The organism is Desulfarculaceae bacterium (assembly GCA_020444545.1).
Lineage (GTDB): Bacteria > Desulfobacterota > Desulfarculia > Desulfarculales > Desulfarculaceae > Desulfoferula.
The window spans coordinates 253,045-266,448 of the sequence record JAHLKT010000003.1; the positions used below are offsets into that span (position 1 = coordinate 253,045).

Annotated in this window: 11 protein-coding genes; 8 read left to right on the forward strand and 3 right to left on the reverse strand. The window is 68.9% G+C overall.

Features of this window, described 5'->3' with window-relative positions:
- Window positions 1-12: 12 nt before the first annotated feature.
- Genes sfsA through KQH53_09575 form a run of 3 tightly spaced genes read right to left on the reverse strand, consistent with a single transcriptional unit; the run spans window position 13 to window position 5,254 of the window.
- A complete protein-coding gene (gene sfsA, locus KQH53_09565) occupies window positions 13-744 on the reverse strand; it encodes a DNA/RNA nuclease SfsA (protein MCB2226914.1) in 732 nt (243 codons plus the stop codon).
- Window positions 741-2,870, reverse strand: a complete 2,130-nt coding sequence (locus KQH53_09570) for a DUF1926 domain-containing protein (GenBank protein MCB2226915.1) — start codon at window positions 2,868-2,870, stop codon at window positions 741-743. Before KQH53_09570 ends, sfsA begins: the two co-directional genes overlap by 4 nt.
- On the reverse strand, window positions 2,867-5,254 hold the full coding sequence (locus tag KQH53_09575; GenBank protein ID MCB2226916.1) for a DUF3536 domain-containing protein: 2,388 nt from the start codon (window positions 5,252-5,254) through the stop codon (window positions 2,867-2,869). Before KQH53_09575 ends, KQH53_09570 begins: the two co-directional genes overlap by 4 nt.
- 101 nt (window positions 5,255-5,355) lie before the next feature.
- Between KQH53_09575 and KQH53_09580 the strand changes: the two genes are divergently transcribed.
- The 8 genes from KQH53_09580 (at window position 5,356) to dnaJ (ending at window position 13,403) form a co-directional block, all read left to right on the forward strand.
- Window positions 5,356-5,601, forward strand: a complete 246-nt coding sequence (locus KQH53_09580) for a hypothetical protein (GenBank protein MCB2226917.1) — start codon at window positions 5,356-5,358, stop codon at window positions 5,599-5,601.
- Window positions 5,598-7,019 (forward strand): SagB family peptide dehydrogenase, encoded by a 1,422-nt coding sequence (locus KQH53_09585; protein ID MCB2226918.1) that lies wholly within the window; start codon window positions 5,598-5,600, stop codon window positions 7,017-7,019. The genes KQH53_09580 and KQH53_09585 overlap by 4 nt, the downstream gene beginning before the upstream one ends.
- 144 nt (window positions 7,020-7,163) lie before the next feature.
- Window positions 7,164-8,126 carry an ABC transporter ATP-binding protein gene (locus KQH53_09590; GenBank protein MCB2226919.1) on the forward strand — a complete coding sequence of 321 codons (963 nt, stop codon included), beginning with the start codon at window positions 7,164-7,166 and terminating at the stop codon, window positions 8,124-8,126.
- Window positions 8,123-8,890: an ABC transporter permease gene (locus KQH53_09595; protein ID MCB2226920.1), complete on the forward strand. Its 768-nt coding sequence runs from the start codon at window positions 8,123-8,125 to the stop codon at window positions 8,888-8,890. The genes KQH53_09590 and KQH53_09595 overlap by 4 nt, the downstream gene beginning before the upstream one ends.
- Window positions 8,887-10,488 (forward strand): GldG family protein, encoded by a 1,602-nt coding sequence (locus KQH53_09600; protein MCB2226921.1) that lies wholly within the window; start codon window positions 8,887-8,889, stop codon window positions 10,486-10,488. Before KQH53_09595 ends, KQH53_09600 begins: the two co-directional genes overlap by 4 nt.
- Window positions 10,485-11,870 carry a DUF4340 domain-containing protein gene (locus KQH53_09605; GenBank protein ID MCB2226922.1) on the forward strand — a complete coding sequence of 462 codons (1,386 nt, stop codon included), beginning with the start codon at window positions 10,485-10,487 and terminating at the stop codon, window positions 11,868-11,870. The genes KQH53_09600 and KQH53_09605 overlap by 4 nt, the downstream gene beginning before the upstream one ends.
- 12 nt (window positions 11,871-11,882) lie before the next feature.
- A complete protein-coding gene (gene rpoZ / locus KQH53_09610) occupies window positions 11,883-12,212 on the forward strand; it encodes a DNA-directed RNA polymerase subunit omega (GenBank protein ID MCB2226923.1) in 330 nt (109 codons plus the stop codon).
- 27 nt (window positions 12,213-12,239) lie between these two features.
- Window positions 12,240-13,403 (forward strand): molecular chaperone DnaJ, encoded by a 1,164-nt coding sequence (gene dnaJ / locus KQH53_09615; GenBank protein MCB2226924.1) that lies wholly within the window; start codon window positions 12,240-12,242, stop codon window positions 13,401-13,403.
- Window position 13,404: the final 1 nt, after the last annotated feature.

A 13,404-nucleotide genomic window follows, 5' to 3' on the forward strand; every position in this document is an offset into this window, starting at 1 on the left:
GGCTGCGGCCGCCTAATCGACGATGGGCAGGCGGCGCACCAGGCTGATGGCCTGGGGCGTAACCAAGGCCTCCACCGCCACCAGCTCCACCCCCGCGGCCTTGGCCTGGTGGAACAGCTCGGCGTAGGTGGGGTCTATCTCCTTGGCCGGGCCCATGGCCCGCGCGTCGGAGCGCTGCACCAGATAGAACATGGCCGCGTCCGCGCCCGAGCGCTTGAGCTCCATGAGCGTCTCAAAGTGCTTGGCCCCCCGCGTGGTCACCGAGTCCGGGAAGCGGGCCACCCCCTTTTGCACCAGGGTGACGTTCTTCACCTCCACGTACAGCGGCCCCTTTTTGCGCTCCACCACCATGTCCAGCCGGGTGTGCGGCCCCACCACCACCTCGCGGCGCACCGAGCGCGTCCCGGCGAAGAGCCGGATGGCCCGGGCCTGGGCGCAGGCCTCGGCCAGGCGGTTGGGCAGCATGGTGTTGATGCCGATCCAGCCGCCGTTGAGATAGATCATCTCCCAGGTGTAGGGGGTGCGGCGGGCCGGGTTGTTGGCCCGGCTCAGGTACACCGGCGCGTCGTCGCCCAAACAGCCCAGCATGGAGCCGGAGTTGGGGCAGTGGGCCAGGACCTTCTCGCCGTTCTCCAGGCGCACGTCGGCCAGAAAGCGCTTGTAGCGCCGGATCAGGCGACCGGGGACCAGGGGCTCTGGGAAGGGCAGGCGCACCGAGGCCAGGCGGGGGGCCGGGCGGCTCAAACCAGCTCCAGCTCCAGGCCGAAGCGCCAGGAGCCCGCCCCGCCGGGCACCGGCCAGATAAAGCTCAGGCTCGATCCCTGGTAGGTGCGCTCCAGGCCGGACTCGGAGTTGGAGACCGTCTCCACCGGGAAGTGCCACAGCCCGGCCGGGCTAGTGGGGGTCATTTTCAGGCCGAAGCCGTCGTGCTGATCGTTGAGACTGATCAGCTCGATGTCGGGCAGCTCGAAAGGCTCATCCAGGGCCATGGCCCGGCCCGCGAACTCCAGGTGCTTGGCCGGGTCGGAGGCGGCCAAGAGGGTCAGGTTCAGCTCCACGGCCAGCCGGAAGGCCGGGGTGTTGGGGTCGCTGAGGGTCAGGGCGTAGTCCGCCCGCAGGCGGCCGCCCTCCAGGGCGAAGCGCTTTTGCATGGTGAGAGGGAAGGGCCCGCCCGGCGCGTAGAGGAAGCTGGCCCGTTCCAGGGCGCACCAGGCCTGGGCCCCGGCCACGCCGTGGTCCACGACCTTGTAGCGCCCGGTGACCAGATCGCCCCACTCGCCGTAGTCCGGCTTGGCATACTTGGCCAGGTCCGCGCCCGGGGCCAACAGGTGGTCCTGGAAGCAGGCCCGGTCGTACCAGTCGTAGATCAGGTACTGCTCCAGGTTCTCTTCCTTGAACACCACCCGGTCGTGGATGGAGGCCACCTCGCCCTCGCTCTGCTTGAGCTCGGCCTCTTCCTGCTCGAACTGCTTGTGATAGGCCTCGAAGCGCCGGGTGAGGGTGTCGGCCAGGTTCATGGCCTGGGGCCGCAGGTTCAAGACGCTCAGCGAGCCGCCGTAGGCCGGGTGGGCCACGGTGTCCAGAAGCGGCGAGGCCAGGATCACCTCGTCGTTGCCGTCGCGGTCCAGGTCGTTGACCGCGCAGGCGGCCCAGGGCCCCTCGCCGTGAGCCTCCGCGTCGCTCAGGGCCTCGGCCCGGATCAGGTGCTCGTGGATCGCCTGGCGCAGATGGCCCAGATAGAGCCCGCCGAACAGGCCGTGCCAATAGGCGCAGTTGCACTGGGCCTGCAAGAGGTGGTCGTAGGCCGGGCCGCGCTCGCCGCGCCGCTCCAGCTTGTCGCCCACCCAGAGCATGCGCTTGTGCATGAGGTTGGACTCGCGGTACTTGATCAGGAAGTTGTCCCACTGCCCACCGCGCAAGAAGCGGCGCATCCGCTCGAAACGGCCTTCCTCTTCCAGCTCGTGGATCAGGTGCTCCAGCTCGGCGCTGGCCTCGGCAGGCAGGGCCCAGGTGAGCATCTCCTCGTAAGACGCCGTGGGCGGGTAGACCCGGCCCTGGGGCGGGTTGGCGGCCAGGAACTCGCCCGGGGTGCTGGTGGCCAGCCAATCGCTCTCGGCCAGGAGCGCGTCGAAGAACCTGAGCAGCCATCCCTGGCCAAAGACCCACTCCCAGGTGTCGGGCCACAGGCCGAACTTCTCCATATCGTCGCCATAGGTGGCCGAGGTGGGGCCTTGCTCCTCGAAAGAGGCGCGCAGGAACTCCACCGTCTTGGCGGGCTCTTGAAAGGGGATGGTGTAGCGCAGGCGCTTGTGGGTGGGGAACAGGGCCAGGGTGTGGCCCTCGCGCTCGGTGAGGTGGTAGCCGAACATGGCCCCCGCGCCCAGGCCCGCGTAGTAGAAGTGGGTGTCGTCCACCAGGGTGTAGGCCAGCCCGGCCGGGGCCAGCTTGGCCGGGAGCGATGGCTCCCAGATGCGCTCGGCCAGCCAGAAGCCCTTGGGCTCGCTGCCGTAGAGGCGGCGGGTGGCCTGGTTCATCATCTCCATCTGGGCGGCGGAGTCCCGGGCCGGGATGGAGGCCAAGAGCGGCTCGTAGTAGCCGCCGGAGAGCATCTCCACCTGGCCCCGCGCGGCCAGCCCGGCAATGCTGGCGATCAGCTCCTGGTCGTGGGCCCTGAGGTAGTCCAGCAGCGGCCCGGAAAAATGCAGGCCGCAGCGGATCTCGGGATAGGCCTCCAGGGCCAGCACCACCGGGCGGTAGCATTCCTCCACCGCCCGGGCGAACACCGCCGGGAAATTGCCCACCGGCTGGTGGGCGTGCAGGACCATCAGGAGGTTCATCTTGCCGTTGGCGGCGGGCGGGCTTGAGCTCATTTGGCTGGCGTTTCCAGGTTGAGGCGGCGGCCCAGGTCCATCAGGCCTTCGCCGAGTTGCCCGGCCCCGGCCTTTTGGCCCAGGCCGAAGAAGATGTTCTGGGCCTCCCACAGGTTGGGCTCCAGGTTCAGGGCGTCCGACAGGTCCAAAATGCTCACCGCCCGGCCCAGGGTTTCGGCGTCGCCGGGGTCGTTTGCCAGAGCGCCCACCTCGCGGGTCAGGGCCTCTTCCACCGCGCGGCGCACCCGGGGCCCCTTGAGGTCCAGGTCCAGCTCGCGGGCCTGGCCCACCAGCTCGCCAAGGCGCTCGGGGCTCAGGGAGCGGCGGTCGCCGTAGAGCAAGCGGATCAGCTCGCCGGCCAACACCGCCTGGGCCAGGGCCTCGAAGAGCTTGGGCCGGGGCACGTTGATCTCGCGCAAAAAGGCCATGGTGTCGCGGTGAGTGTCGTAGAGGTTGCTGGCCAGGTCGAACTCGCTCTTGAGGGTGCGCTCCAGCATCTCCTGGGCCAGGGAGCGGCGGCCCTCCAAAAAGAGGTCGCCCAGGGCGAAGGTCTCGCCGCCCAGGCTCTTTTGCAGCAGGTCGGCCAGCCCCCGGCGGTCCAACATGCGCAGCAGGGGCTCCACCGGGGCCTCCAGGGAGGACGGATCCCAGGAGCCCTGGTCATGGGCCACCCGGGCGATGAACTCGTGGCCGCCGGGGTGCAGGGCCGCGTAGATCAGCCGGTGCGCCTGGCCCAAACGGCGGTGGGTGACGCTGACCCGGCCCCAGGACAGCTCCATGCCCAGGTTGGAGCGGTGGCGGTGGCCGCTGGGGGTCAGATCGTAGATGAACAATTCCTCGGGCGGAGGCTCGGAGCCCAACACCCCGCTGATGGCCGCGTGGGCCGCCACCCGGCGGGGCCCCACCCGGGCCGGGGCCACCCGGCGGCGCCAGATGTCGGCCCCGTTGCCCTCGCCGGGGTCGTTGCTCATAGCCGCAGCCAGGATGTCGATCATATCCTCTTCCCAGCCGCCGCCGTTAAGCTCGCCGGCCAGTTGCAGGGCCCGCGCCGCGAAGCGCAGGTTCTGCACCGCCTCGATGCCCGCCAGGTCGTCGAAGAACCAGGCGCAGCTGGTGGCCGCGAACAGGCCCCAGCGTTGGCTCTCCAAAAGCTTGAGCGCCTTGATGCGCTCATCCTCGCTCAGCTCGTGGGACTGGTGGGCCCTGAAAAACTCGTCGCGCTTGTCCTGGCTCTCGTCCAGGATCAGCCCGATGTAGTCGTCGCGCGCGGCCCAGGGGTCGCTGAAGAACTCGGAGCCCACCATGTCCAGCAGGCCGGTGAGCCGGGCCAGGAGGCCGTCCACCGCCCGGCGCAGGGGGCCGCGCCAGGCCTGGTTGCCCACCCCCGGGTTGACCGCGCAGCCGCAGTCCGAGCGCCAGCGCTCCACCCCGTGCACGCAGGACCAGGAGGTGTTCTCCGCGATCTGGGCCTCCCAGGCGGGGGGGTGGGCGGCCAGATAGGCGGCCAGGTTGGTCAGCTCCACGGACGGGTCCTGGTCCAGCTGGTTCAGGGCAAAGGCCAAGGCCATCTCGCCGAAGCGGTGATGATGGCCGTAAGACTCGCCGTCCGTGGCCATGGCCAGGATGCTGTCCTCGCCGCCCTCGGGGGGCAGGCTCTCTTTGATGCGCTCGGCAAAGCGGGCCCCGTCGTCCAACAGGCCCTCGAAGGCCACCCCCCGGCTCAGGGGGCCCTGATAGAAAAACACCGCGATGTCGCCCGCCCGGGTGCTCACCCGGTAAGGCCGCCGGAAGTCCACCCCCTCCGAGCCCACGGTTTGCCAGTCCTCGCCCTCGGGGCGCACGGCTTTGGCCTGGTGGGGGGCCAGGATGGTGAACTTGATGCCCTCCCCGGCCATGAGCTCCAGGCTCTCCAAATCCACCGCGGTCTCGGCCAGCCACATGCCTTCGGGTGCGCGGCCGAAATGGTGCTGAAAATCCTCGATGCCCCAGCGGATCTGGGTGAGCTTGTCGTGGCGGGAGGCCAGGGGCATGATCAGATGGTTGTAGACCTGGGCCAGGGCGTTGCCGTGGCCCCAGCGCTCTTGGCTGATGCGGTCGGCTTCCTTGAGGGCCTGAACCACCTCCGGGGCCTCGGAGTCCATCCACCAGAGCAGGGTGGGCCCGAAGTTGAAGGAGATGAGCTGGTAGTTGTTGACGATGTTCTCGATGGTGCCCTTGGGGCAGAGCATGCGCGCGGCCGCGTTGGGCGCGTAGCACTCAGCGGTGACCCGCTGGTTCCAATCGTGGAAAGGCGCGGCGCTGTCTTGCACCTCCACCGCTTCCAGCCAGGGGTTCTCCCGGGGTGGTTGGTAGAAGTGCCCGTGAATGCAGAAGAATCGGCTCATAGCTCCCCTTGGGTCTTGCCGGGGACCAGGCAGCGGCCCCTGCCCTGTATAATAGCGTAAAGCGCCCTTGGAACCAGAGAAAAGCCTTGGGGGGAGCAGCCATGCCTCGCGAAAATCCCGACAGCATCGCCGAGCTGGCCCGCCGGGTGGAGGCCGCCCGCGCCGCCGCCCAGGGGGGCCAGCCGCCCTCCCCGGCCGAGCTGGCCGCCCTGTTGGCCGCCTGCCGGGAACGGGCATCGGACCACGAGGCCCTGGCCCTGGGCGCGGGCCTGGTGGAACTGATCCTGGACCTGGCCCGCGAGGCGGGTCCGCAATATTTGGCCTGCCTGGACCGGGAGGCGTCATGAGCCTGGAGTATCACCAGCACACCGCCTATAGCCGCGAGAGCATGAGCGGCGGGTATATGGACTGGGCCAACCAGCCCTGGCCCTTCAAGCGCTATCCGGGCACCCCACCCCGCGAGCTGCCCCAACCCGAGTTGCCCAAGGCCGCCTTCTGGCCCCTGGCCTTGCAATGGCCCCTGCCCCAGCGAGGCGAGGCCAAGCTGAACCCGGCCCGCGTCTCGGGCCTGCTGGCCTTGGCCGCCGGGCTAACCGCCCAGAGCCAGGGCGGGGTGTATCTGCGCGCCCCGGCCAGCGCGGGGGCCCTGTACCCGGCGGAGCTGTATTTCTGCGCCCAGGGCCTGGAGGGCCTGCCCGACGGCCTATGGCACTACGCCCCGGACCAGGGCGGCCCCCGCCTGCTGCGCGCGGGAGACCTCAGCGCCGGAGCGGCCGCCGCCCTGGGCGGACCGGCGCGGGAGCTGAGCTTTCTGATCAGCGGGGTGTTCTGGAAGAGCGCCTGGAAGTACAAGACCCGGGCCTGGCGCTACTGCCTCTTGGACGGCGGACATCTGTTGGCCAACCTGGAGCTGGTGCTGGCCGCCTATGGTCTGGGGCAGCGTTTGTGCCTGGACTTTGCCGAGGCCCCGGCCCAGACGCTCCTGGGCCTGGACCCGCAGCGCGAGGCCCTGGTGGCCGGGGTGGCCGCCGGGGGCGAGGTGGCGGCCGGTCCGCCCCTGGAAGGGGGCTGGGTGCATCCACCCGAGGAGCCGCATTCGCCTCGCGAGGGGCGCGACGCGGTGATCGCCGAGGCTGCCACCTTGGGCGGCCTGGCCGAGGCGCGGGAGGCCCCGAACTGGCCGGAGGACGAGGCCCCCGAGGAGGCGCCCCGCCTGAAGCCCGCGCCGCCCGAGCCCGGCCCGGAGCTGGCGCGGACCATCATCAGCCGCCGCTCGCGGCGCAACTTTTTGGCCGAGCCATTGGGGCCGGGGCAGCTCACCCTGCTGCTGAACGCGGCCCTGCCCGCCGAGAGCCCCCTGGGGGCCACGGTGCTCCTGGGGCCGGGGGGCGAGCACCCCGTGGGGGCCTACGTCTGGCACGCCGGGGCCAAGGCCCTGGAGCGCCTGGGCCGGGTGGATCAGCGCCGGGCCGCGGCCGCGGCCAGCCTGGGGCAGATGTGGGTGGGCCAGGCCGCGCTTAATCTGGTGCTGTGGGCCGACCCCGCCCGTTTGCAAAAGACCGCCGGGGAGCGGGGCTACCGCCACGCCATGCTGGCCGCGGGGCGGGCCGGGCAGCGGCTCTATCTGGCCGCGCAGGCCCTGGGCCTGGGCTGCTGCGGGGTGGGTGCCTTTTACGACGCCGAGATGGCCGGAGCCGCCCTGTTGCCCCCCGGCGCCGAGCCCCTGTACCTGTTGGCCGCCGGGCCGGTGAAGGGCGGGGCTTAGCCGACGCGGCAAAACGCCTCTTGTTCATAAGAATACAACCCTTTACATAACCTGCGCGGGCTGGTAGGTTTATGTGCTCAGCCGGGGGTGACTCCTGCATTCCCGGCCCGAAAATCCCCTTCTCAACGACCCCAGGGAGCTCAGATGATCGAAGTTCGTGATCTGACCAAGCGCTTCGGGGCCACGGTGGCGGTGGACCGCCTGAATTTCAGCCTGGACCAGGGCGAGATCCTGGGATTCCTGGGCCCCAACGGGGCGGGCAAAACCACCACCATGCGCATTCTCACCGGCTTCTACCCCCCCACCGCCGGTCAGGCCTTTATCAACGGCCATGACGTGGTGGAGGAGCCCATGCCCGCCCGCCGGGCGGTGGGCTATCTGCCCGAGAGCGTGCCGCTCTACGTGGACATGCGGGTGGAGGAATACCTGCGCTTCGTGGGCGAGGCCAAGGGCCTGGCCCCGGCCGAGGCCAAGCGCGAGGCCGGGCGCTGCATGAGCGCGGTGGGAGTGCAAAAGCGGGCCCGCCAGCTCATCAAGCAGCTTTCCAAGGGCTACCGTCAGCGGGTGGGCCTGGCCCAGGCGCTCATGGGCGATCCGCCGGTGCTGATCCTGGACGAGCCCACCATCGGCCTGGACCCCGGGCAGATCGTGGAGATCCGCAGCCTCATCCGGGGCTTCGCGGGCTCCAAGACCGTGGTGCTATCCAGCCACATCCTGCCCGAGGTGGCCGCCACCTGCTCCAAGGTGGTGATCATCAACCAGGGCCGCCTGGTGGCCGAGGGCCCGCCCGAGCTTCTGCGCTCCGGGCGCGGCGACGGCTCCAGCCTCAAGGTTCGGATCGGCGGCCCCGCCGAGGAGCTCGCCGGGCTTCTGGAGCGGGTGCCGGGGGTGGAGTCGGTGGCCTGCTCCCTGGAGAGCGCGCCGGGCGGCGGTTGCTGGTTCATGGTGGAAACCGGGGCCGACGACGAGGTGGCCTCCCGGGTGGCCCGGGCGGTGGTGGAGGCGGGGCACGCCCTGCACGAGCTGAGCCCGGTCACCGCCAGCCTGGAAGAGGTGTTCATGCAGCTGACCACCAGCGAGGCTAGCGGAGGGGAGGAAGCGGCATGAGGGCATTTCTGGCCATCTACAAACGCGAGTTGAAAGCCTACTTCCACTCGCCCGTGGCCTACGTGGTGCTGGTCTGCTTCCTGGCCATCAGCGGCTACTTCTTCTACGCCGGGGTGAGCTTCTACTCCCTGGCCAGCTTGCAGGTGATGCAGAACCCCATGATGATGGAGCTGAACCTGCAAACCCACCTCATCGCCCAGATGGTATCCAGCGGGGCGGTGATCCTTCTGTTCGGCACCCCGCTGTTGACCATGCGCCTGTTGGCCGAGGAAAAGAAGAGCGGCACCATCGAGCTGCTGCTCTCTTATCCCCTGAGCGACGCCAGCGTGGTGCTGGGCAAGTTCTTCGCGGCCTGGAGCGTGACCGCCATCCTGGTGATCGCCACCTGGGTGCAGCTGGCCCTCTTGGCCCCCATGGCCGATCTGCCCTGGCGGCCCATCATGGTCTCCTACGGCGGGCTGCTCCTATTGTCCGGAGCCATGGTGGCCTTCAGCCTGTGGACCAGCTCCCTCACCGAGAGCCAGCTGGTGGCCGCCTTCCTGGGTTTCCTGGCCTTGCTCTTGTTGTGGGCGGTGGGCTGGGCCGCGCCCCTGGTGCAGCCCTCCCTGGGCGAGCTCCTCAAGGGCCTGAGCCTGGGCAGCCACTTCGAAAACTTCCCCAAGGGCCTGGTGGACACCACCGACCTGGCCTACTTCGTACTGTTCATAGGGCTGTTCCTGTTCCTTAGCATTCGCACCCTGGAGGCTAAGCGGTGGAAGGCATGAGACACAACCCGACAGCCAAGTGGCTGGCCCTCGTTGGCCTGATCGTCATGGCCTGCGGCGGCCTGTTCTATGCCCTGAGCATCCGGCACGACCTCTACGGCGCCATCGCCGCCGGGGTGGGCCTGCTATTGGTGCTCGTCGCCGCCCTGATGGCCCGCGAGGCGGTTGGGGCCTTCTTCGCGCGGCGCTCGGCCCGTTTGGGCCTGGGCAGCGGTGTGGCCATCCTGGCGGTCTTGGCCCTGGTGCTCTTCCTGGGCGCCCTGGCCACCCGCCATCACCTGCGCTGGGACTTCAGCCAGGGCTCCTCCTACACCCTCTCGGCTCAGACCGTTCAGGTGTTGAAGGGCCTCAAGAAGCCGGTGAAGGCCTACGCCTTTTTCAAGGACGCCCAGGCCGGACGGGCCCAGGCCGCCGAGGAGCTGGAGAAGTACGCCTACGTCAGCCGCCAGTTCACTTATCAGATGGTGAACCCGGACCACCAGCCCACCCTGGCCAAGAGCCTGGGGGTGCGCAACTACGGCACCGTGGTTTTGGTGAGCGGGGGCAAGGACGAGCGGGTGCAGCTGCCCGAGGAGCAGGAGCTGACCAACGCCCTGATCCGCCTGGGCCGCACCGAGAAAAAGAAGGTCTACTTCCTCACCGGCCACGGCGAGCCTTCCCTGGACGGGGTGGGCAAGGAAGACCTGAGCAGCTTCCGGAAGGCCCTGGAGGCCAGCAACTACGAGGTCAAGAGCCTGATGCTGGTGACCTCCAGCCAGGTGCCCCCGGACGCGGCGGTGGTTATCGTGGCCGGGCCGGAGCAGACGCTCAGGCCCCAGGAGACCCTGCGCCTGGCCGCCTACCAGGCCAAGGGCGGCGCGGTGCTCTTGCTCCTGGACCCGGACAGCGACGCGGGCCTGGCCTCCTGGCTGGACAAGCGCGGCGTGGTCATCGGCCAGGACATTATCATCGACCAGGCGGCCCGCCTGGCCGGCCTGAGCCCCCTGGTGCCGGTGATCAGCGAGTACGGCTTCCACGAGATAACCAAGGTGCTCTCCGGCACCATCTGCTTCTTCCCCCAGGCCCGCTCGGTGCGGATGAGCCCCAAGCCCCCGGCCGGGGTCAAGGGCGAGGAGCTGGTCAAGTCCAGCCCCGCCTCCTGGGCCACCAACTACAAGGAATTCCTGGCCTGGTACCAGGCCCAGGTGGACAAGATCAAGCAGAACCAGGAGCAGCAGAAGTCCATCGAGCTTAAGCCCGGGCCCAAGGACACCAAGGGGCCCATCAGCCTGGGCGTGGCCGTGAGCATCGAGGGCAAGGCCCCGGACCAGGGCAAGGCACCCTCCCCGGCCCGCCTGGTGGTCTTCGGCGACGCGGACTTCGTGAACAACGAGTTCCTGGACCTGGGCGGCAACCACGACCTGGTGATGAACAGCGTCTCCTGGCTGGCCAAGGACGATGACCTGGTATCCATCCGGGCCAAGAAGAAAACCAGCCAGCCGCTGTTGCTCCAGCCCGCCCAGGAGCGTCTGCTCTTCTGGATACCCCTGGTGGTGTGGCCCCTGGTGGTGGCGGTGATCGGCGCGGTGATGATCCTGCGGAGGCGGCGCGGCCGATGACCCCCAAGAAGATCATCATATGGGTGCTGTTCCTGGCCGTGGCCGCGGCGCTCTATTTCCTGTCCGACGCGGTGGACCGCCGTTCCCAGGAGCAAGAGCGCGAGACTAACCGAATAGTCACCCTTTCCGATCCCCTCAACGTGGCCAGCCTGGACATCGAGGGCCAACAGATGCCCAAGGCCATCCGCATCGAGCGGCGCGACAAGGAGCACCGCTGGGACATGGTGGCCCCGGTGAAGTCCCAGGCCGACGGGATGCAGGTGGGCCGCCTGCTCTCCACCGTGCTGGAGGGCCAGGTGAAGGGGCGCATCGAGAACCCGGGCAACCTGAAGGACTTCGGCCTGGACCCGGCCGCGCTCAAGCTGACCCTGACCGACCGCAAGGGCGGCCAGGCGGTGTTGCTCCTGGGCAGCCTCAGCCCCACCAAGGAATTCGCCTATGCCGCCGCGCCCGGGGGCAAAGAGGTGTGGATGGTGGAGCCCACCCTGCGCGGGGCGGTCAACCGCAGCGTCTTTGAGCTGCGGGACAAGGCGGTCATGGACTTCGTGGTGAGCAACGTCACGCGCCTGGAGCTGAACACCGGCAAGGAAGAGATCAAGGTAAAGCGCCTGCAAGGCGGCGCGGCCCCCCGCTGGCAGTTCGCGGACGGCGGCGAGGCCGACCCCTCGGCGGTGGAAGACCTGTTGTTCATGGTGCACGGCCTCATGGCCCTGGACTTTTTGGATCAGGGCATCCATCTGAAGAAGATGGGCTTCGAGCCGCCCCAGGCCGGGGTGGTGCTGGACATGGAGGACGGGAGCAAGAAGGGCCTATTGGTGGGCGGCAAGGTGACCGGCCGCGAGGAGCGCTACGTTCGCCGCCTGTCCGGCGGGCCGGTGATGGTGCTCAAGCAGGCTGCCCTGGACCGCCTCTACAAGGCCAACCGCTTCTCCCTGAGCCAGCGGCGGCTGATGCGCTTCGAGCGCGACGCGGCGGTGGCCCTGAGCGTCACGCGCGGCAAGGATGAGCTCAAGTACGCCAAACAAGGCGGGGTTTGGGTGCGCACCCAACCGCCGGGCGACGAAAAAAGCGGCGAAGCTGCCAGCCTTCTGGTATGGGATTTGGGTAATCTTAAATGGCAGAAGGTCCTGGGCACCGGAGGGCTTTTGGGGCTGGACAATCCCAGCGCGGTGATTAAATTGACCCTAGAGGCTCCGGCCAAGGACGGCGAGGCGCCCACGGTGCAAGTGAAGACCCTTTCCCTGGGACGGGTGGACAAGGCCAGCGGCCTGTTGGCCGCCCAAATCGGGGGGGATGAGCGCGTGTTCGGCCTGGCCGCCGACTTCGCGGACAACCTGCCCGCCGCCCAGGCGGAAAAAACGGCCCCCAAGGGCCAGAAATAAAGGATTGATCAGATGGCTCGAGTAACGGTGGAAGACTGCCTGCGCGAGGTGCCCAACCGCTTCTCCCTGGTGCATTTGGCCGCCAAGCGGGTGCGCCAGCTCCGGGAGGGCGCGCCGCCCATGATCCAGGTGAAGAACAAGGAGATCGTGGTGGCCCTCAGGGAGATCGCCGCTGGCGACGTATACCCTGTGAGCGCCGCCGAGGCCGAGAAGGAACGCGCCGAGGCCGAGGCCCGCGAGCGCGACCGCCTGGCTCAGGCCCAGCAGGCCCTGGAAGCGGCCCAGGAGGCCGGCGAGGCCCTGGAAGAGGCCGTGGAAGAGCTGAAAGACGAAGACAAATAGCCCTGCATTGGCACCATGTCCGCATCAATGAGTAAACGCTGCTATTACGAGATCTTGGAGGTCGAGCGCACCGCCGACCACGAGACCATCAAGAAGGCCTATCGCCGCATGGCCATGGAGTGTCATCCGGACCGCAACCCGGACGACCCCGAGGCCGAAAACCGCTTCAAGGAGGCCTCCGAGGCCTACCAGGTCCTGAGCGACCCGGAGAAGCGCCAGCTCTACGACACCTATGGTCACGACGGGCTGAAGTCCACCGGCTACCAGGGCTTCAACGGCATGGGCGACATCTTCAGCGCCTTCGGAGACATCTTCGAAGGGTTGTTCGGTTTCGGCGGGCCCACCCGCGACCCCGGCGGGCCCCATCCCGGCCGCGACCTGCGCTACGACATGGAGCTGAGCCTGGAGGAGATGGCCAGCGGCCACACCGCCAACATCCAGGTGCACCGCGAGACCGCCTGCGGCGAATGCGGCGGCAGCGGCCAGGCCGGGGGCGAGGAGCCCCAGGTCTGCTCGGTGTGCGGCGGCCAGGGCCAGGTGGCTCGGGCCCAGGGCCTGTTCCGGGTGGTCACCACCTGCCCCCAGTGCCGGGGCGAAGGCCGGGTGGTCACCGACCCCTGCCCCGAGTGCCGAGGCCGGGGCCGGGTGCGCGAGCAAAAGGAACTCACCGTGCAGGTGCCCGCGGGCATCGAGCACGGCCAGCGCCTGCGCATGCGTAGTGAGGGCGAGGGCGGCTACGCCGGCGGCCCCCACGGCGACCTCTACGTGGTGCTGCATCAGATGCAGCACCCGGTGTTCGAGCGCCAGGGCAACGACCTCTACCGCCGCCTGGAGGTGAGCATGTTCCAGGCCGCCCTGGGCCAGGAGGTGGGGGTGGCCAGCCTCATCGACGGCGAGGTGCCCCTGGAGATTCCCGCCGGGGCCGACACCGGCGAGATGCTGCGCATAAAGGGCCTGGGCATGCCCAAGCTGCGCTCCGGCCGCCGGGGCGACATGTACGTGCAGCTCGTCGTGCGCACCCCGCGCAAGCTGAGCAAGGCCCAGCGCGAGCTCATGGAGCAGGCCATGGCCCTGGGAGACCAGGAGGCCGCTCCCCTGCTGGGCGAAAACGGCGGCGAGGAAAGCGCCGAGGAGCCCAAGGGCAAGGGCAAGAAGAGAAAGAAAAAGCGCGGCCTGTTCTCCCGGGACTAGG